Source organism: Brumimicrobium glaciale (assembly GCF_004152935.1).
GTDB classification, from domain to species: domain Bacteria; phylum Bacteroidota; class Bacteroidia; order Flavobacteriales_D; family Crocinitomicaceae; genus Brumimicrobium; species Brumimicrobium glaciale.
In genome coordinates this window covers 652,408-673,199 of record NZ_SETE01000002.1, presented here as the reverse complement: position 1 = coordinate 673,199, position 20,792 = coordinate 652,408, and the positions used below count along the sequence as shown (strand labels likewise).

Sequence of the window (20,792 nt, the reverse complement as noted above, 5' to 3'; positions counted from 1 at the left end):
AAGATTCAAGGATTTGTTGAAACCTATGTTCGTAAGGTATGAATCAACAAATTCACAAATTAACGAATTTACAAATCCTCATAGCCTGAAGTTACCTAGGTCTAGAAAACTCAGATAAAAGTACCGCAGCGGCCATTGCAACATTCAATGATTCTCCTTTTCCAAATTGTGGAATTGTAACAGGATCTGTAATAAAAGAAAGTAATTCTTCACTTATTCCATTTCCTTCATTTCCCATAACAAGAATTCCTTTCTTCGAAATCTGTTTTTCATAAATGTTTTCGCCTTCTAAAAGCGAGCCGTAAATCGGTAATTCGGTGTTTTCAAAAGCTTCTTTTAATTCAACATATTCAATATTCACATTGAAAATCGCACCCATAGAAGCTTGAACTACCTTTGGATTATAGCAATCTACAGTTTCTTTGGAAGCAATGATGTGTTCAACGCCAAACCAAGAAGCCAAACGCAAGATTGTCCCCAAATTTCCAGGATCTTGAATCGTATCTAAAGCAATGTAGAAATCTGGTCGAGTGGAAACATTTGGTAAATAACTACAAATTGCCACTTGTTTTTGCGGATGTTTTAAAGTTGATATTTGTCCAAGTGCTTTATTGTCAATTTCTTCAAACAAGGCATGCTCAGGTAGTCTTTCGTCAACAGTTTCTGTTCCATAAATTTGAATTAAACTTTCTGGAGCATATCGAATCGCTTCTGCAATCATTTTTGGTCCTTCAATTATAAATTGCTGATTGATATCACGAAATTTCTTTCTGTGTAATGAACGGATATATTTGATTTGCTCTTTTGAGATCATGGTAATTGTCTTGGAGTGTAAAAATAGAAATGTTTGTGGTAATTGACAATTTACAATTGATAAATGGCGTAAGCTTTTATCTTTAAATCTGTTTTAAGTATATTTGAATTAAAAGCAATTTAAAATGAAAAAACTAAGTTTAATAGCAATGCTTACTTTGTTGATAGCAATGTTGAGTTTTCAAAGTTTTGCTCAAAATATTTCTAGTGTAATTGTTTCTGGTTATAAGTGGGGTCCAGGAAATGTTATTATCGAAACTGTAAAGCCCGACTATACGCTTGAAACAAAAGAGTACAGTAGAAAAGAAGGGAAGCATATTTTAATTGAGATTAAGAAAGAGGTGGATTTATGGTTAAACAAAGGTTTTTCTATCGACCAATCCAATTCTAATGGAGGCGATAATACTACGGTATTTAGATATACTTATTTTCTAACTAAAAAAGAGAATTAACAATCATTACTGTCCTGTTTAAAGTTTAAATGTCAGTTTCATTCTTGAATGATGAAGTCTATTTGTATCAACAATAGTGATTGAACAATTATCAATTATCATTTTTTAATTATCAATTGGAAATTAATCACCAACTGATTCGTATTTTTGTCTGTTGTGAAGAAATTTAAACGCTATATTCTCCTTTCTGCGCTATTCTGCATTGTTGCAGCGTGTAATATTACGCGGAATGTTCCCGACGGATACTATTTGTTGGTGGAGAATGAAGTTAACATGCCAAAGGGTACCAAAGTCAGTAAAAGCGATGTGGAGAGCGTGATTCGACAGCGTCCCAATTATAAAACTTTAGGATTACGATTAAAGTTACGTGCTTTTAATTCCATTGATTCAACTAAAACAGAAATAGGGAAACGGGAACGTTATTTAAAATACCGTAAGAAGAACAAGAAACGTTTGGCGCGTCAGGAAAAAGTGAATAAACGAAGAATTGAGAAAGCTTTAAAACGTGGTGAGGATTTCTACAAACCAAAAGTAATAGATTTAAAAGATACTTTAGATCCAAGACCTACTATGCGTGAACGATTTAAATACGATTATGGGGAATCACCAGTAATTTATGATTCTGCTTCTATGGTTGTTTCAAAAGATCAAATTCAACTTTTTCTGCAAAAGAAAGGTTACTTCAATGGTGAGGTTCGTGCCGAAGTAGACCTCAACGCGGAAAAGCAATACGCAAGAGTTGATTATTTTCTTACTCCAAAAGATTTGCATTATGTGGATTCTATGTTTCTGCGAACAGAGAATAACATTGTTCGTTTAACTTATGAAAAGTACCTAAAAGAAGGTAAAGACGTTTTGATTCCACCATTTCGTTTTGACTCTGAGGCTTTAGCAACTATGCGAAAATCAATGTCAGAATACATGAAGAATAGTGCGCTTTATGGATTTAAAGAGAGTTACATCTCTTTTGAAGTGGATACCTTAAGAGCTGGCGATACTATTCAAATTGCAGTTGATATTTCCAAAAGAATAATCGGTAAAGATGAAACTGAAAAGGTAAAACCATTTGCCAGTACAAAGATTAGAAAAGTTCATTTTCACTTGATGGATACTTTGAATTATACTGGGAACTTCCAAAAAGAGCAGTTAGAACCAAGAGGCATACAATTAGGGCCTTATGACAATATACCTACTTTTGATACTTTATTGTATGATTGGTATGACGGACGAAATGCTCAATTTAGAACCGCTACTTTTTTCTTTAATGGAAAATTAACCACAAGGGCTGAATTAGTCGAATTTCAAAATTACTTAGAGGAAAACAACTATTACAAAGGAGATTTTGTAGGACAATCTTACAATCGTTTGATTAACCTCAATATTTTTAAGACAGTAAAACCTGAAATTATAGAAAATGAAGACAATAGTATTGATGTACATTACTATCTAACGCCACAAAAACAGCGTACTTTTAGTTTTGAACCAAAGGGAACACACTCCAATAGCTATTTAGGGGTTTCCACGTCTTTAAATTATATCAATCGTAATTTGTACCGTTCAGGAAATCGTTTAAAAATTAGTTTCAGTGGAGGTTTTGAATCTCAACCAGATGTCTTTTCAAAAGGTGACGAATCAACAGTTTTAAATGATGGGACAAGAAGTTTGAATACTATAGAATTTGGTCCATCCATAGAATTAGATATACCAGGATTATTTCCGATTGGAATGAAACGCCTGTCAAAAAATCAGAATCCTGTAACAACTTTCTCTGCGGTTTATAACTTCCAACAAAGACCTGAATTTAAACGTCAAACCATTCAGTTGAATTATTTGTGGAAATTTTATGATATAGACAGAACACAAGTTTTCACTGTTGGGATTCCTGTAATTGGAGGAATTCAATTTGTACGTATTGATAAAACAGATGAATTTAAAAAACGATTAGAAGAACAAAATGATTTATTCTTAATCAATGCTTATAGTAATCAGGCAATTTATAAAGACGCTGCGGTGACTTACAGCTATACAAATCCTAAATTAAAAGACGGTAAAATTATTTTTAATTATGGTTTTAGTTTTGATATGGCAGGAATGGCAATGAGTTTAATTACCAAAAACAACCCTGTCAATGAAAATGGATTTAAAGAATTTTTAGGTCAGCGTTATTCCCAATTTATGAGATTGGACAATCAGTTTAGATTGCACCATTATTTGAATAAACAGTCTTTACATTATCGAATTCAAGTTGGGGCCGGAGTTCCATTAAAAAATAACGGACCGAGTTTACCATTTGATTACAGTTTCTTTGGTGGTGGATCCAACGATAATAGAGGTTTTAGAGCACGTTCTTTAGGTCCTGGAGTGTATAAATACTATTTAGATTCCAGTAGAACGGTAACTGAAATGGGGGATATGCGCTTGGGTGCATCAGTAGAATATCGATTTAAAATCACAAGTCTGTTTGAGGGTGCCATCTTTAGCGATATAGGAAACGTTTGGACCTATAATGAGGATGTTAACCGTCCAGGTGGTCAAATTACAAATGACTTTTACAAGCAATTAAGTGTTTCAGGAGGAATAGGTTTGCGTTTAGACTTTACCTTTCTTATTGTGCGCTTAGATTTTGGAATTCCACTAAGAAACCCAACTTTACCTAAGAGTGCGCAATGGATTTTCCAAGATGACGCTCCTTACATTCAAGAAGCGATTGATAAATGGGGAATTGATCCAAGCACAGGAGATTATTATTATAAAAGTGAAAGAATAAACTTTCCTAATCCTTTTCAACCGCAATTTCATATTGCTATAGGTTACCCTTTTTAGTGGACGATTTTAATCATTTATTTATTATTTTTCTTCAGGTGAGGGGTAGAAACGGCATCCTCTGACTGTTTTGTCATATAGGATGGTGGATTGGGGTCTTGAAGAGGTGAGTTGCTCCTTCAGAGCGTGGGGTTGTGATGTTTGCCTAGGTGATGCGAATTGATGTTAATGAGTTGTTCTTGATAGCTATATTGTTCTAATCCCAAGGCGTTGTCATTGGGTTGAGGTGAGTTGCTCCTTCAGGGCGTGGGGTTGTGGTGTTAGTATTAAGGTTCTTGAATATGATGATTTATACGGGCTGAAAGTCCAGCTTATTTCAGCAGGATGCAGCGCATCCTGCTGAATGTTAGATGTTTTTTGCGCCCTGAAAGGGCAACTTATATTAGTATTTATTTCTGAATACTTCAATTAATCTTCATTCTCCCAAATGTATTGTTCGTCATATTCAATTCCATATTCATTTAAAAATAATATAAACTCTTTTTTGGTATCTTGTTTTTTATGGTGTTCTTCTTGATTTTCTATGTACTTTTCTGTTCTTTGTAGTACTGATGGACTAACCGAAAAACCTCCATATCCACCTTGCCATGCAAATTTTTTATAATAGTCATCTTGGGTTTTTATCCATCTGCTGCTGTGTCGTTTAATTTCTTCAACAAGTTTTGAGAGCGCAACATTTTTGGATAGTATACACAAGATGTGAATATGGTCATCAACTCCATTAATTTTTATGGGTATTGATTGGTTATCTTTTATAACAGATCCCATGTAAGCATATAATGAGTCTTGTTCTTGCTTTCTCATTATTACTTTTTTGTTTTTGATGTGGAATACGATGTGTACGTATAATTTTGATAGTGATTGTGACATATTTTTGATTTTATGGTTCATTCTAAGTTAGATAGAATTATTAGAGATTACAAACATTTTTTATTTTTATTGTTGTTTTTATATATTAGATGATTTTTATTTGGTTCTATCTCTGTGTTTCACTGGTTTAGATTACGGAGTAATGGAGGTTGGTTAGGATGGGCGGCTGCCCCTCAGGGCGATCCCAAGACGCTGTCGTTGGGTTGAGGTGAGTTGCTCCTTCAGAGCGTGGGGTTGTGATGTCGATAACTCTAGGCGTTGCCGTTGGGTTGAGATGAGTTGCTACTTCAAGCGTAGGATTGTGGTTTTTGATTTAGGGAATATATCTTTTCAGGTGAGGGGTAGAAACGGCATCCTCTGACTGTTTTGTCAGAGATACAGTGGATGACCCGACCCAGACATTCTTAAAAGCGAAGCGGCGAGAATAGTCTGGGGCACCTCCATATTAATCGACAATTATCAATTTTACTAATCTTCATTTTTATCAACGTTTTGGTCTAAAAACAGATATAACATTCTTTGGCAACGCTTTCTCAAAATTACTCACATATATTTTCGATAAAAACTTTAATTTCTACTAACTTTGTTGGTCTTATCTCAATTCCTTTTTTATGGAATAAAAGGTATTAAAAAGAGTACTTTAAAAAATTAAAATAGAGCTATGAATAATTGGTTTACGGTAAAGGTAAAATACACCAAACAGCTAGAAGACGGACGTTTGAAGCGTGTGACTGAGCCTTATTTGGTAGATTCAGTATCATTCACTGATGCAGAAGCACGTATGTATGAAGAAATTGGTCAAAGTGTGACTGGAGAATTTTTGATTACAGGGATTACAAAAACAGAATACGCAGATATTTTCTATTACGATGATTCTGAAGATTGGTACAAATGTAAATTAACTTACGTTTCTATTGATGGTGACGAAGGAAAAGAGAAAAAAATCACAAGCAACTTTTTGGTTACAGCAGCTAATGTAAAACAAGCTTATGAACGTATTCAAGAGAGTTTGAGCGATATGACGGTAACTTTTGAAGTGCCTTCAATTATGTTGACGCCAATTGTTGAGGTATTGCCATACAACCCAGATTTGGATGTGGAAATCGGAAGACGTCCACTAGAAGAAGGTGAAGAAATTGTGAATACACCAAGATCTGCTGCTCCTTCAAGTTCTGATGAAGAAGATGAAGAGCAAGATGATTACGAATCTTCTGATGAAGAAGAGGTGGAGTCTGAAGAAGAGTATGACGAAGAAGAGAATGATGTAAGTTTTGAAGACGAAACGAAATAAATAATGAAAGAATTTCTTGATATTTTACGTAATGATCACTCTGATTTTGATCAGGGGAAATTGGATGACAGACTAAAAAGTATTGATCCAATGAAATTATTTACAAAATGGTATCAAGAAGCTTTTGAAAAACAATGTATTTCTCCAAACTCTATGATAATAAGCACGGTGGGGGAGGATTTAATGCCTTCTTCTCGTGTTGTTTATATGAAAGAATTGCTGGAGGAAGGTTTGATATTTTATACCAATTACGAAAGTAAAAAAGGGAGTGATTTAGAAGAGAACCCGCAGATTTCAGCATTGTTTTATTGGGATGAATTGTCACGTCAAATTCGTGTGCAAGGAATTGTTGAAAAAGCACCAGAATTTATGTCTGATGACTATTTTGATTCGCGTCCAAGACCAAGTCAGTTGGGTGCTTGGGCTTCTCGCCAAAGTAATGTTATTGCAGATAGAGAAACGCTTGATGAAGAATACAAAAAGATTGAAAAGCGTTTTGAAAACCAAGTTGTTCCGCGACCTCCTTTTTGGGGTGGATATTTAATCAGACCAACAACTATTGAGTTTTGGCAAGGTAGACCCAGCCGTTTGCATGACAGGATTTGTTTTGAGAAAAATGACGTTGAAAGTAAAGAATGGAAAGTAATAAGACGCAATCCTTAAGGTAATTTCATGAATGTAGAACCAACTATTTATCATTTAGACAATGGATTACGTGTTGTTTATTTACACGATCCGTCAATTGTAGTGCATCTTGGAGTTACTGTTCGTGCTGGTTCAAGATATGAATCAGAAAACGAGGAAGGATTAGCTCATTTTTTAGAACATTGTATTTTTAAAGGAACAACGAATAGACGTGCTTTCCATGTATTGTCTAGACTTGATTCTGTAGGTGGAGAGCTGAATGCTTACACCACAAAAGAAGAGGTTTGTGTTTACAGTTCATTTACGAAAGAACACCTAAAACGCGCATCTGATTTATTGGCAGATATCATCTTTAATTCTACTTTCCCAGAAAAGGAAATCGAAAAAGAAAAGGAAGTTGTTTTAGATGAAATCAATTCTTATTTAGACAGTCCATCGGATCAAATATTTGATGATTTTGAATCTTATTTATTCCCAAATAATCCGCTTGGAAATAACATTTTAGGAACTGTAGAATCTGTTCAGTCTTTTACGAAAGCTGACTTAGAACGTTATGTAAAAAAGTTCTTCTATCCAGAAAACATGGTAATTTCCTTTGTTGGGAATTTAAAACCAGAAGCAGTTTTAAAACAATTAAACAAAGACTTTGGTCAATTCTCTCACCGTGAAGAATTGAGTAAGCCAATTGAACCCAAACCACTTGTTCCATTTGATGTTGTAAAAGCAGAAGCTAACTATCAATCACATATTATGATTGGTGGTCGAGCGCCAGGATACAATCATCCAAATAGACGTGTTTTTACATTATTGATTAATATTTTAGGCGGGCCAGCTTTAAACTCTCGTTTAGGACTTTCGATTCGTGAAAAATATGGCTACACTTACAGTATCGAAGCAAGTTACACTCCTTTTGAAGAGGTGGGATATTGGAATGTTTATGCCGGAACAGATCCAAAATATCAGAAGAAAACCACGCGATTAATCAAGAAAGAAATTCAGCGATTTATAGATGAACCATTAACAGATAATCAGCTAAAGAAGGCCAAGCAACAAATGAAAGGTCACTTCGCTTTGGGAATGGACAGCAATGGAGGAGTGATGTTGAATTTCGGGAAAAGTTTATTGGTTTTTAATCAAATTGATACTTTGGCAGAGATTTATGAAGCTATTGAGAGTATAACTCCAGAAGAAATTCAAGCGATTGCAAAGGAATTTTTAACGGCTTCTCAAATATCAAGTTTGATTTTTAGTGTAAAATAGTTTTCTACTATACAATACTATTCCCTTGATTTTCTTACTTTTATTGTGAGTCTGATAACAGAAGGCTTTAGAAATAATCATTTTATGAGAAGTGAACTCACAAAAATAAATCTTGAAATAGAAAATACTGAAGCTAAATTGTTGGAGCTTAAAAGAACAGCCTTACAACTTAATTCCTCAAACAAAAAAAAAGAGGGTAACCTAAATATTTCCAGTAATACTGAAGATTCCCAAAGAATTAAGGTAAGGTTAGAAGAGAAAGAAAAGCTTTTTCAAAAAACGGAAGAGTTCTTTAATGTCGGACGTTGGATTTATTATTTCGAAGACAAGTCTGTTGAATGGTCTGATGAAACGTATAAAATCTTTGAATATCCAGATAATTATAAAGGAAGTTTAATGGAGTTTTATATGTCGTGTATTGATGATGAAACAGTTCGTCGATTATCTGAAATGGGAGGAATATTTATCGGAGCAGACGAAAATAGGGTGATAAATCAGACCATAGTAACACCTTTGGGAAATAAAAAACTGTTATCATTTTCATCAACACCAATATATAGTGACGCGGGAGAAATTGTTGCTTTGGAAGGTCTTGTCAAAGACTTATCTGATAAAGTTACAGGAAAGAATGGCTTAGATAACTTTTTTAATTTGTCTTTCGATCTGCATTGTATTGTACACATGGATAGACATTTTTTAAAGGTGAGTCCTTCATGGACAAAGCTTTTAGGATATTCTGAGAAAGAATTGCTTTCTCGTTCTTTTATGGAATTGGTTCATCCAGATGATATGAATATAACTGTTTCATCAATTCATGATTTGGATGTTCAAGGTGCGATAACTTCTTTTGAGAATCGCTATCTTACTAAGTCAGGTAATGTTGTTTACTTAAGTTGGCATTCACGCTTGGATGAGGAAACCCAACTGGCTTATTGTACCGCTAGAGACATTACTCAATCTAAAATAGCACAAGATGAATTGCTAAGTGATTTAAGTGAAAAGGAATTGTTATTGCGTGAAATTCATCACAGGGTAAAAAACAATCTTCAAATTATATCGAGCTTATTGTCATTGCAAGCTGGTGCAAACAGTGAAGAAAAGCACTTGAATAAGCTTTATGAAGACAGTCAAAATAGGATTAAATCGATGGCTGCAATTCATGAAATGTTTTATCAATCTGATGAGTTAGATAAAATTGATTTTAATAAATACATGGATAAACTTACCGGAGATTTATCAAGATCTTTTAATTCGTTGAATAAAACAATCGATTTTAATTTGAATGTTGAACCTGTTTATGTGAATTTGGATACTGCTATTCCATTAGGATTACTGATTAATGAAGTGGTTACTAACTCTATTAAACATGGGGGAGATATTGAAGGAAACGTCAGAATATTTATTGATATGGTCGTTTTAAATGATAACAGACTTCAACTTATTATAGGAGATAATGGAGTTCAAAGTCAGGATGATATTTTGAATCAAACAGGAGGTAGTTTGGGCGTTTTGTTGATCAATAGCCTGGTAGAACAAGTTGATGGAGAAATTGAACAGCTTAAGAATTATGAAGGAACTGTCTTTAAATTGATTTTTAAAAATAGACTCAATCGTAAATTATAATTTAAAGTCAAATGTTTTATAATGAAGTGATAAGTAGCATAAGATAATTCTATCTTGATAAAAAGTGCTTTTACTCGTTTTTGGTTGAATAATTTTCATATTTTTAATGACTACTAAAATTATGTGCGTTATTCGAAACTCCATGAACACAGAACTCGACCTTTTAATTCTTGAAATAGAGAAAACAGAAACAAAATTATCCTCTTTTAGAAAGAAGGTTTTTGAACTTAAGTCTTTCATTGAAGTTGATAAAGAGTTTTCTGATTCTAATTTTAATAATGACGATTTAAATGAAATTCAGCACAGAATAGAAGAGAAAGACAAGCTGATTGAAGATACGGAGAGTTTCTTTAAAATTGGAAGATGGAGTTTTGATTTTGATAATCTGGAGTGGTCTGCTGAAACCTATAGAATATTTGAATATCCTGAAGATTATAAAGGTACATTAAGGGAGTTTTATATGTCTTGTGTTGACGAGAAAACTGCGGCTCGGTTGAAAGAACAGGGTAGATTAAGGAGACAATCACGTGAAAACTCTGTCAGGAATCAGGTCATAATTACACCTTTAGGCAATAAAAAGCTACTTACTTTTACTACGAATCCCATTCTGAATAAATCAGGAGAGATCGTTGGAATTGAAGGACTTGTTAAAGATATTACGAATAGAATAACGGGTAAAAATGGTTTAGATAACTTCTTTAATTTGTCCTGTGATTTACATTGTATTGCAAGTTTTGATCGTTTTTTCTTAAAGGTTAGTCCTTCATGGGTAAAGCTTCTAGGTTATACTGAGGAGGAGTTATTGTCTAAGTCATATATGGAATTTATTCATCCAGATGATGTCCATAAAACATATGAGAAAATTGAAGTTTTCGATGGTATTACTTCAGTTTATCAGTTTGAGAACAGATATATTACTAAATCAGGTGAAACAGTTTTGATCAGTTGGAATTCTCAACTTGATCCTGAAACACAATTGCTTTACTGTACTGCTAGAGACATTACCAAATCACAAATGGCACAAGATCAATTGCTCAGTGACTTAAGCAGTAAGGATTTATTGCTCAGAGAAATTCACCACAGGGTAAAAAACAATCTTCAAATTATTTCTAGTTTATTGTCTTTACAATCAGGCGCTAATAGTGAGGAGAAACACTTGGTGAAGCTTTATCAAGACAGTCAAAGCAGAATTAAATCGATGGCCGCAATTCATGAGATGTTTTATCAGTCAGAACAGTTAGATAAAATTGAATTTGGCAAGTACATGGAGAAACTCATTGGAGATTTGATCAACACATTTGCATCCGAAGAATATACAATTGATTTTACAGTTGATGCTGAAACAGTTTATGTCAATTTGGACAATGCAATACCGTTGGGACTGATAATTAATGAAGTGGTTACGAATTCTATTAAACACGGAGGTGATGCAGCTGGGAATGTGAGGATTTTTGTCAAGATGAAAACATTTTTGGATGATAAACTTCAACTTACAATTGGAGACACAGGTGTAAATGGGATCAAAAATGTTTTGGATTCTTCAGATGAAACTTTAGGTGTACTGCTTATTAATAGTTTAGTAGATCAAATTGATGGAAAAATAGAACAAATGAATAACTGTGGAGGAACAACCTTTCAGTTGATTTTTTCAGATAAATTGAACATCAAGTCTTAAACAGTTTTTTAAAAATAAAGTATCGTTTTTGTAAAAAAAAAGACAATTATTTAGTTTCGGGCGAAATTTATTCATAGCTTGAGTGACAACAATAATTAGTATTGTTAATCAAACTAGAATCTCATGAGATACGAACTTAAAAAGCTAAATCTAGTCCTAGAGAATGCAGAATTAAAACTCGCGGAACTCAAGGAAAAAGTTATAGATCTTAAATCACCTATTTTTTATACTAAAGAAAGTCTTGACGCTGCATTGAATGATGAAACTTTTTATAAAAACATATTAGAAGAGAAAGAAAAAGTAATTGAAGAAACAGAAAAGTTTTCTAATGTTGGGCGATGGAGTTTTGATTTTGAAACTATGGAATGGTCTGCTGAAACCTATAGGATATTTGAATATCCTGAAGATTTTAAGGGAACATTACAAGATTATTATTTGTCCTGTATCGATGAAATCACACTGTCTCGACTTGAAGAACAAGGTCGATTGTTGAAACTCTCACATGAAGGGCGAGTAATGAATCAAACTATTATCACTCCTTCAGGAAATAAAAAGCTACTCACCTTTTCATCAGCACCTATTTTTAATGATGCAGATGAGATCATAGGAGTCGAAGGACTTGTAAAAGATATCTCTGAAAATATCGTAGGAATAAATGGTTTAGAAAACTTTTTTAATTTGTCTTATGATTTACATTGTATTGTTCACTTGGACATGTATTTTGTAAAGGTTAGTCCTGCATGGTCAACTCTTTTAGGATATTCTGAGAAGGAACTTCTCTCTCATTCATTTCTTGATTTCATTCATCCGGATGATAGAGAAGAATCTACAATCACAAGCAATATTATCGAAAATTGGGACTCAACTAGATCTTTCGAAAATCGATATATTAAAAAATCAGGAGAGGTGGTTCATTTAAGCTGGAACACAAGGTTAGATAGAGAAACTCATATTGCTTATTGTACTGTTATTGACATAACAAAATCAAAGAAAGAACAAGATGAACTGCTTAGTAAATTGAGCAGTAAAGATTTATTACTCAGAGAAATTCACCACAGGGTAAAAAACAATCTTCAAATTATTTCTAGTTTATTGTCCCTTCAATCAGGAGCCAATAGTAAGGAGAAGCACTTGGTGAAACTTTACCAAGACTGTCAAAACCGAATTAAATCAATGGCTGCAATTCACGAGATGTTTTATCAATCAGAACAGTTAGATAAAATTGAATTTGGAAAATACATTAAAAAACTCATTGATGATTTATCTAATACTTTTTCAACCAAAGATAATTCAATTAAGTTTTCTATGAATGTTGAACCTGTTTATGTGAATTTAGATACTGCAATTCCGTTGGGATTAATAATTAACGAAGTCGTCACGAATTCTATCAAACACGGTGGAGATGAAAAAGGAAATGTAAAAATATTAATTAAAATGGAAACGATTGAAGGCGGTAGGCTGCTTATGACAATTGGAGATACTGGCGTAAATAGTGTCAAAAATGTTTTAAATAGTTCTGATGAAAGTTTAGGTGTTTTACTCATTAATAGTTTGGTAGAGCAAATTGATGGTGAAATAAAACAAATGGATAATTCTGAAGGTACAACTTTTCAATTTATTTTCTCCGATAGATCTGTCTTTTAAATAAAAACGCTAATGCAAAGCGAAAGTCTTATTTTTTTATAAACTTTGTAGGGGACTAATAATTAACGGTTGATGGAGAGGGAGCTACAAAGATTACTAAAAGAAATAGAGGTTGCAGAGGCTAAATTAGCCGAAAAGGAAATCCTTCTTCAGAAAGCAGAAGAGTTTTCTAAAATAGGGCGGTGGTCCTATATATTTGGAAGTAAGTTGCTAGAATGGTCGGATGAGACATATAAAATGTTTGATTATCCTGCCGATTACGCTGGAGCTTTGACTGACTTTTATAAAGACAGTTTAGACGAAATAACTTTTGATCGTCTTCCAGAACAAGTTCAAAAACTGCAAAATTCTATGTCTCCCCAAGTGATGAACCACACGATTCATACCCCTACTGGTAAAACAAAACTGTTGACTTTTAACTCTACACCGATTTGTAATTTAAATAATGAGATTATAGGTGTTGAAGGGTTTGTAAAAGACATCACAGAACAAATTGCAGGTAAAAAGGGATTAGATAATTTCTTTAACTTATCCACAGAATTACATTGCATAGTTCATATGGATAGATACTTTCTAAGAGTTAGTCCGGCTTGGACAGAACTTTTAGGATATACAGAAAAAGAAATGCTTTCTCGTTCTTTTCTTGATTTTATTCATCCGGGTGATCTAAAAGATTCAGAATTAAAAATCAATGAATTTGAAAGTGATGGTCTTCCATCCATTTATGAAAATAGATATATTTCCAAATCGGGTGAAATTTTTCATTTAAGTTGGAGTGCCAAAATGGATGATGAGACGCAATTAGCTTACTGCACAGCTAGAGACATTACAAAATCAAAGTTAGCGCAAAGTGAGCTGCTTAGTGAGTTGAGCAGTAAAGATTTATTGCTCAGAGAAATTCACCACAGGGTAAAAAACAATCTTCAAATTGTTTCTAGTTTACTGTCCTTGCAATCAGGAGCTAATAGTGAGGAGAAGCACTTGGTAAAACTTTATCAAGACAGTCAGAACAGAATTAAATCGATGGCTGCAATTCACGAGATGTTTTATCAGTCAGAACAATTAGATAAGATTGAATTTGGGAAATATATTGAAAAACTCATTGGAGATTTATCCAACACTTTTATTTCTCGCGACAAAATGATTGAGTTTTCTATGGATGTGGAACCTGTTTATGTGAATTTAGACACTGCAATTCCATTGGGATTAATAATTAACGAAGTCGTCACAAATTCAATTAAACATGGTGGAAACGAAGATGGGAATGTAACAATATTCATTAAAATGAAGTCTATTGGATATGGTAAGCTACTTTTAACGATTGGAGACACAGGTGTAAATAGTGTCAAAAATGTTTTAAATACTTCTGATGAAAGCTTAGGTGTTTTGCTTATCAATAGTTTGGTAGAACAAATTGATGGAGAGATAGAACAAATGGAAAACTGTGGAGGTACAACTTTTCAATTTATATTCTCCGATAAACCTAAGATAAAACCGTAAGCTAAAATTTTTCAGTGAAACCTAAATATATAATACCTAGTTAACCAATGTATTTAGTATTCTAAAGAACCATTATTCTTGTTGTGAAAAGTATCCTTTAAACATCGTTAATCAGGAATTTACTTGTTTAGTTTCTTCTAAAACCTAAAAAATATATTCACACCAAATTTACTCAGCGTTCATAGTTTTAATTGTATTTATTTTTATATTTGCTAGTAACACCCTATTTTACATAAAGATAAAGAAACCATCATTCCATGAGAGAAGAACTCAAAAAGTCAATTCTTGAAATAGAAAAAACAGAAGCGAAACTATCCTCGATAAAGAAGAAATTGATAGAGCAAGACTCTTTTGTTTTTGATAATGAAGTCCTCTCTGATTCTAAAAGTGAAGAATTAGCTGATATTCAATTTAAAGTTTCGGAAAAAGAAAAGTCAATTCAAGAAAAAGAGAAGTTCCTGAAAATAGGGAGATGGAGTTATAATTTTGATGTTTTAGAATGGTCGGATGAAATGTATAAGATATTCGAATATCCCGAAAATTTTGAGGGTACAGTGCTAGAGTTTTATATGACTTGTGTTGATTATAAAACAGCTGCTAGGCTAAAAGAACAATCAGATTTATTGAAAAATCCGCCTAAGAATTCAATAATGAATCAAGTTATAACTACACCGCTAGGCAATAAAAAGCTTCTTTCCTTTACTTCAAATCCTATTCATAATAATGCTGGTGAGATAATCGGAATTGAGGGTTTAACGATGGATATTTCTGATAAAATTACAGGTTCAAAAGGTTTAGAAAAGTTTTTTGATTTGTCTATGGACTTGCATTGTATTTTACACTTGGATATGTATTTTATAAAGGTAAGTCCTGCATGGACAGAACTTTTAGGCTATACAGAAAAAGAACTTCTGTCTCGTTCATTTATTGATTTCATTCATCCCGAGGATGTCAAAAAATCAACTATTTCGCCAGAAGACGTTGACAATTGGGATTCTACAACTACATTTGAAAATCGCTATATTTCAAAATCAGGTGAGACTGTTTTTTTAAGTTGGAACTCCAAAATAGACAAAGAAACCAAATTACTATATTGTACCGCTAGAAATATTACTAAATCGACGCTAGAAAAAGATGAGTTATTAAGTGATTTGAGTGGTAAGGAGTTATTATTAAGAGAAATTCACCACAGGGTAAAAAACAACCTTCAAATTATCTCTAGCCTTTTGTCCTTGCAGGCAGGAGCAAATAGGGACGAAGAAAGGTTGCTTAAGCTTTATCAGGACAGTCAAAGCAGAATTAAATCAATGGCTGCAATTCATGAGATGTTCTATCAATCGGAGCAATTGGATAAAATTGAATTTGGTAAATACATGAAAAAACTGATCAATGATTTATCCATCTCTTTTGCATCTGCCGAAAACGCTGTAAACTTCACTATCGAAGCAGAGCCGGTATATTTGAATTTAGATAATGCTATTCCTTTAGGATTGATCATAAATGAGGTGGTTACAAATTCAATTAAACATGGAGGGGATAAAGAGGGTAATGTATTAATTTTTGTAAAAATGAGATCGCTTTCAGATGGTAAACTTCAGCTTACGATTGGAGATACTGGTGTAAATGGTATCAAAAATGTTTTGAGTTCTTCAGACGAAAGTTTAGGTGTATTACTAATCAATAGTTTGGTCGATCAAATTGATGGCGAAATCAAACAAATGAATAATTGTGGTGGAACAACTTTTCAAATGATTTTTTCTGATGCTATTAACAGCACGTCTTAATTTATTGGTCTCAGAAATAGTTAAAACTATGCACTTAGTGCTTCTGGCTTTAGCTTCTAAAAATTTTTATATCGAACAATAGAGTTTAGATGTTATACTTTTTGTCTTTGGTCTAACATCTAAATATTTGATAACTACAGAATTTATTCTCATTTGAACATAAGGTACTTTTAGTCCTTAGTGGTTCAGTTTAGTAATAGTTTGATTACAAGTGTTTAATGTTTGATTTGATTAACGAAATACTTGTTAAATTAAGCGGCTACCCCTTTAAATCGCAAAATTATTTATTAAACTTAATTGGGCTACCAATAAAGGTCGTAATTATTTAAAAAGAGATTCCTCGTCGTTTCACTCCATCGGAATGACAGGTTTTCGTTGGCTTGGGTGGGGTAAAATTTGCTCAAGCGAAGCTTGAGCAAATTTTACCCCAAAGACTTCTCTACGAACTGTCATTCCGATAGTTGAGAAAATCTTAGATTTTAACAACTGAGGAATCCCTTCTTCCTTTTTGCTAAAGTTTAACTCTAGATAAAATTAATTAATGCGATTATCGGCTGTATTATTGAAAAAGCACATCGTTAAAACTAGGGATTAACGACCTATATTGGTAGCCCAAAAACTTAATTTAACTAGAACCTTACAAGAGTATCTATTTATAAGTTATTTGATAATATTTAGCTTGTTATTCAACAAGTAAAAGAGATTCTTCGCAAAACACAAAAACAAATTTTCATGTTTTCGCTTTAGGATGACAATGATTAATGTGGCCATCCGCTTTTTGATCGTACAACCCACACAATCGTCATCCTGATAATCTATAAAAAAAAAATGATTTTTTTTGGATTGAAGGATCTTTTTAATGCGTTAATTAATAGGTGTTTATTGTATGGTCGATGGTCTCTGAGATACTGCGACTTAAATGGGTAACCCAATTAAATTAAAACGAACTTCAAAGTGTTTTCATCTTAATTCAAATGTCAATTTTGGGAATCATTTTTTAATATTTCCTTTAATACAACAAACTTTACATTATTTATTTATCTTTAAGTGTCCCGTAACTGCTAAGCTCTAGAAATAAACAATTAATGAAAGACGAACTCAAAAAAATAAATATTGAAATTGAAAATGCTGAAATTAATTTAGCAGAGCTCAGGAGAAATGCTTTAAAATTAGACTTTTCAATTCAAAATAATATAATAGAATCTAATTCTATTTTGAACAAAGGAGATGTTCAAAATATACGAGCGAAACTGGAAGAAAAAGAACAACTTTTTCAAAAAACGGAAGAGTTTTTTAATGTTGGACGTTGGATATATTATTTTGAAAGTAAAACCGTTGAATGGTCCGATGAAACGTATAAGATTTTTGAATATCCTGATGACTTTCAAGGAAGTTTGATGGAGTTTTATATGTCATGTATAGATGATGAAACAGCTAGTCGTCTCTTAAAAATTTCTACAATACTAACTGGAGAAGGTGAGGACAACGTTATTAATCAATCGATAACAACCCCTTTAGGAAATAAAAAATTACTCTCATTTTCTTCATCACCTATAAAAAATGATGCAGGTGAGGTTATTGCGGTTGAAGGTTTGGTTAAGGATTTATCTGATAAAATCACAGGTAAAAATGGGTTAGATAAATTCTTTAATTTATCTCATGACTTACATTGTATCGTGCACAAAGACCGTTATTTTTTGAAAGTGAGTCCCTCATGGAGCAAACTTCTAGGGTATACAGAAAAAGAACTGCTTACACAATCTTATGAGGAATTTATACATCCTGACGATATTGTTGATACGCAAACAGTAGTTGATGTAATATACGTTGAGGGTTCTACACTTAAATTTGAGAATCGTTACATAAAGAAGTCAGGAGAAGTGGTTTATCTTAACTGGAATTCACAAGTAGATACAGAAACAGAATTAATTTATTGCTCAGCTAGAGATGTCACAGAGTCAAAATTAGCAAAAGAGAAGCTGCTCAGTGATTTGAGCGAAAAGGAATTGTTATTGCGTGAAATTCATCATCGTGTAAAAAATAACCTTCAAATTATTTCAAGTTTATTGTCTTTACAGTCTAAAATAAATGGCGATGAAAAACATTTGTCTGAACTTTATCAGGACAGCCAAAACAGGATTCAGTCTATGGCAGCCATTCACGAAATGTTCTACCAATCTGATGAAATCGATAAGATTGACTTTGGATTATATATGAATAAACTAATCGCCGACTTATCAAGGTCCTTTTCTTCAAGCAACAAGGTTATTGATTTTAATATTGTTGCAGATCCTATTTATGTAAATTTAGATACTGCCATTCCATTGGGTTTATTGGTCAATGAAGTTGTGACAAATTCAATTAAACATGGATGCGATACTAAAGGAAATGTTAAGGTTTTTGCGACTTTGGACGTTTTGAAAGAAGGTAGTTTACAACTCTTAATAGGTGATCATGGAGTAAATAGTCTGGATGATATTTTAAATTCCGATGAGGAGGGCTTGGGGATTTTGTTGATTAATAGCTTGGTAGATCAGATTGATGGAGAAATTGAACAGTTGAATAATTTTGAAGGAACTGTATTTAAATTGATTTTTAAGAACCGATTGAATAGAGAAATTTAGATAATTATGAATTTTAGAAAGTAAACATTAATAATATTTCTAAACTTTTAGATATAACGGGAAAAGCTTATTTAATTGATTGAAGGTTATTATTTGGCTACTATTGAATTGTATATATATTCTTAAATTGCAATCAATAAGAGACTTACTCAATTTTTTTATCTATAAACTTTGTCTCTCTACCTTGCGATAATTACAAAATTTTTCTACTTTTAGTGAAGAGTTAGTAAAATATGCTTCTCGAAACTTAAATCTAATGAAAAACGAACATCAGAAATTGCTTCAAGAAATAAAGAAGACTGAGGCAAGGTTGTTAGAGATGAAAGTCCAATCCCAACAGTTTGAACTGAAGGCTGTAGATTCGGCTTCAGTAAGCTTTTTGAATGAACTAGAATTAAATGAATTTAAAGTAGGGTTGAATGAGAAGCTTATTCAGAATTCTGAAGACTTTTCTAATCAGGGGAGATGGAAATATATTTTTGAAACCAACGTAATGGAATGGTCGGAAGAGGCCTATAAAATTTTTGAATATCCAGAAGATTATAAAGGTTCATTGAATGAATTCTACCTTGAATGTATAGATGAAAGAACAACAAATTTACTTCCTACACAAGTAGAAAAGCTAAAAACCAGTTATAATGATGTGATGATCAATCATACCATTCACACGCCAAACGGGAACACCAAAAATTTATCTTGTGTTTCAACTCCTATTCTTGATAAAAAAGGTGATATAATAGGCGTTGAGGGCTATATAAAAGATTTGACTTCTCATATTACTGGCAATAAAGGATTAGATAATTTTTTCAATTTATCTCATGATCTGCATTGTATTGTTCATATGGACCACCATTTTGTTAAAGTGAGTCCGTCTTGGAGCAAACTTCTTGGGTATTCAGAAAAGGAGTTGATTTCAAATTCCTTCTTAGATTTTGTACATCCTGATGATGTCGAAAAGTCCGCTGTTGTATATGACAAGTTGGAAGACGCAGAACTGATGTCAACATTTGAAAATAGATACCTGACTAAATCTGGTGAAATTGTTTATCTGAGTTGGAATTCTCAAATAGATGAAGAAACTAATTTGGCGTATTGTACTGCTCGAGATATTACCGAAACTAAGTTGGTTAAAGATTCGTTGTTAAATGATTTAAGTGAAAAAGAATTATTGTTAAGAGAAATTCACCACAGAGTAAAAAATAACTTACAAATTATCTCCAGCTTACTCTCACTTCAAGCGGGCGCAAATAGTGAGCATGAGCAGTTAACAGAACTCTATGATGACAGTAAAAATAGAATTCAATCTATGGCTGCTATTCATGAAATGTTCTATCAATCTGATGAATTAGATAAGATTGAATTTTGTACTTACACGAAAAAACTTGTAGGTGATTTATCAAAAGCTTTTACTTCAAAGAACAAAATTATAGATTTTTCATTTGATGCAGTAAAAGTTTACTTGAATTTAGATACAGCAATACCACTTGGTTTGTTGATCAATGAAATGGTTACGAACTCTATCAAGCATGGGGAAGATGAATTCGGAAATGTCAATATTTTTGTTGTTATCAAAAAATCAGAAGAAGGTTTAGTTGAGTTCACGATAGGGGATAAAGGAATAAACACGCAGAAGGATATTTTAAGTAATGAAGGAAATAGTCTAGGTGTTTTATTAATCAATAGTTTAGTGGAGCAAATTGATGGTGAAATTGAGCAATTGGATAGTGATGTTGGAACCACTTTTAAATTGTTTTTTAAGAATAGACCAAGTATAAGTCCATGATAGAC

The 20,792-nt window shown here is 32.8% G+C and carries 14 protein-coding genes; 12 read left to right on the top strand and 2 right to left on the bottom strand.

What is annotated here, in order from left to right; genetic code table 11:
- Positions 1–91: 91 nt before the first annotated feature.
- Positions 92–814 (bottom strand): TrmH family RNA methyltransferase, encoded by a 723-nt coding sequence (locus tag ERX46_RS06515; RefSeq protein WP_130093030.1) that lies wholly within the window; start codon positions 812–814, stop codon positions 92–94.
- 124 nt (positions 815–938) lie between these two features.
- On the opposite strand from ERX46_RS06515, the gene ERX46_RS06510 reads away from it, so the two are divergent.
- Together ERX46_RS06510 and tamL are read left to right on the top strand one after the other, a co-directional pair.
- Entirely contained in the window at positions 939–1,265 is a 327-nt protein-coding gene (locus tag ERX46_RS06510; RefSeq protein WP_130093029.1) for a hypothetical protein, read from the top strand.
- 156 nt (positions 1,266–1,421) lie between these two features.
- On the top strand, positions 1,422–4,088 hold the full coding sequence (gene tamL, locus ERX46_RS06505; RefSeq protein ID WP_130093028.1) for a translocation and assembly module lipoprotein TamL: 2,667 nt from the start codon (positions 1,422–1,424) through the stop codon (positions 4,086–4,088).
- 408 nt (positions 4,089–4,496) lie between these two features.
- Here the strand turns inward: tamL and ERX46_RS06500 are convergent, their stop codons facing one another.
- On the bottom strand, positions 4,497–4,958 hold the full coding sequence (locus tag ERX46_RS06500; protein ID WP_130093027.1) for a transposase: 462 nt from the start codon (positions 4,956–4,958) through the stop codon (positions 4,497–4,499).
- A 661-nt stretch (positions 4,959–5,619) separates the two neighbouring features.
- Between ERX46_RS06500 and ERX46_RS06495 the strand changes: the two genes are divergently transcribed.
- The 10 genes from ERX46_RS06495 (at position 5,620) to ERX46_RS06450 (ending at position 20,787) form a co-directional block, all read left to right on the top strand.
- On the top strand, positions 5,620–6,249 hold the full coding sequence (locus ERX46_RS06495) for a DUF4494 domain-containing protein (RefSeq protein WP_130093026.1): 630 nt from the start codon (positions 5,620–5,622) through the stop codon (positions 6,247–6,249).
- Between the two features lie 3 nt (positions 6,250–6,252).
- Entirely contained in the window at positions 6,253–6,912 is a 660-nt protein-coding gene (gene pdxH / locus ERX46_RS06490) for a pyridoxamine 5'-phosphate oxidase (RefSeq protein WP_130093025.1), read from the top strand.
- Between the two features lie 9 nt (positions 6,913–6,921).
- Positions 6,922–8,154, top strand: a complete 1,233-nt coding sequence (locus tag ERX46_RS06485; protein WP_130093024.1) for a M16 family metallopeptidase — start codon at positions 6,922–6,924, stop codon at positions 8,152–8,154.
- 84 nt (positions 8,155–8,238) lie between these two features.
- Positions 8,239–9,777 carry a PAS domain-containing sensor histidine kinase gene (locus tag ERX46_RS06480; RefSeq protein WP_130093023.1) on the top strand — a complete coding sequence of 513 codons (1,539 nt, stop codon included), beginning with the start codon at positions 8,239–8,241 and terminating at the stop codon, positions 9,775–9,777.
- Positions 9,778–9,919: 142 nt separating this feature from the next.
- A complete protein-coding gene (locus ERX46_RS06475; protein ID WP_165366171.1) occupies positions 9,920–11,452 on the top strand; it encodes a histidine kinase dimerization/phosphoacceptor domain -containing protein in 1,533 nt (510 codons plus the stop codon).
- Between the two features lie 123 nt (positions 11,453–11,575).
- Positions 11,576–13,096, top strand: a complete 1,521-nt coding sequence (locus tag ERX46_RS06470; protein ID WP_130093021.1) for a PAS domain-containing sensor histidine kinase — start codon at positions 11,576–11,578, stop codon at positions 13,094–13,096.
- A gap of 72 nt (positions 13,097–13,168) precedes the next feature.
- Positions 13,169–14,596, top strand: a complete 1,428-nt coding sequence (locus ERX46_RS06465; RefSeq protein WP_130093020.1) for a PAS domain-containing sensor histidine kinase — start codon at positions 13,169–13,171, stop codon at positions 14,594–14,596.
- Positions 14,597–14,853: 257 nt separating this feature from the next.
- The gene (locus ERX46_RS06460; RefSeq protein ID WP_130093019.1) at positions 14,854–16,380 is read left to right on the top strand and encodes a PAS domain-containing sensor histidine kinase; all 1,527 of its coding nucleotides are present in this window, start codon (positions 14,854–14,856) and stop codon (positions 16,378–16,380) included.
- Between the two features lie 1,085 nt (positions 16,381–17,465).
- The gene (locus ERX46_RS06455; protein ID WP_130093018.1) at positions 17,466–19,004 is read left to right on the top strand and encodes a histidine kinase dimerization/phosphoacceptor domain -containing protein; all 1,539 of its coding nucleotides are present in this window, start codon (positions 17,466–17,468) and stop codon (positions 19,002–19,004) included.
- Positions 19,005–19,260: 256 nt separating this feature from the next.
- On the top strand, positions 19,261–20,787 hold the full coding sequence (locus ERX46_RS06450; RefSeq protein WP_130093017.1) for a PAS domain-containing sensor histidine kinase: 1,527 nt from the start codon (positions 19,261–19,263) through the stop codon (positions 20,785–20,787).
- Positions 20,788–20,792 lie beyond the last annotated feature (5 nt).

What these genes read in the sequence shown, in the direction of transcription:
- ERX46_RS06515 (WP_130093030.1), bottom strand. Translation starts at nt 814, where the DNA reads ATGATCTCAAAAGAGCAAATCAAATATATCCGTTCATTACACAGAAAG.
- ERX46_RS06495 (WP_130093026.1), top strand. Translation starts at nt 5,620, where the DNA reads ATGAATAATTGGTTTACGGTAAAGGTAAAATACACCAAACAGCTAGAA.
- ERX46_RS06480 (WP_130093023.1), top strand. Translation starts at nt 8,239, where the DNA reads ATGAGAAGTGAACTCACAAAAATAAATCTTGAAATAGAAAATACTGAA.
- ERX46_RS06460 (WP_130093019.1), top strand. Translation starts at nt 14,854, where the DNA reads ATGAGAGAAGAACTCAAAAAGTCAATTCTTGAAATAGAAAAAACAGAA.
- ERX46_RS06450 (WP_130093017.1), top strand. Translation starts at nt 19,261, where the DNA reads ATGAAAAACGAACATCAGAAATTGCTTCAAGAAATAAAGAAGACTGAG.
- pdxH (WP_130093025.1), top strand. Translation starts at nt 6,253, where the DNA reads ATGAAAGAATTTCTTGATATTTTACGTAATGATCACTCTGATTTTGAT.
- ERX46_RS06500 (WP_130093027.1), bottom strand. Translation starts at nt 4,958, where the DNA reads ATGTCACAATCACTATCAAAATTATACGTACACATCGTATTCCACATC.
- ERX46_RS06455 (WP_130093018.1), top strand. Translation starts at nt 17,466, where the DNA reads ATGAAAGACGAACTCAAAAAAATAAATATTGAAATTGAAAATGCTGAA.
- ERX46_RS06475 (WP_165366171.1), top strand. Translation starts at nt 9,920, where the DNA reads ATGAACACAGAACTCGACCTTTTAATTCTTGAAATAGAGAAAACAGAA.
- ERX46_RS06470 (WP_130093021.1), top strand. Translation starts at nt 11,576, where the DNA reads ATGAGATACGAACTTAAAAAGCTAAATCTAGTCCTAGAGAATGCAGAA.
- ERX46_RS06510 (WP_130093029.1), top strand. Translation starts at nt 939, where the DNA reads ATGAAAAAACTAAGTTTAATAGCAATGCTTACTTTGTTGATAGCAATG.
- ERX46_RS06465 (WP_130093020.1), top strand. Translation starts at nt 13,169, where the DNA reads ATGGAGAGGGAGCTACAAAGATTACTAAAAGAAATAGAGGTTGCAGAG.
- ERX46_RS06485 (WP_130093024.1), top strand. Translation starts at nt 6,922, where the DNA reads ATGAATGTAGAACCAACTATTTATCATTTAGACAATGGATTACGTGTT.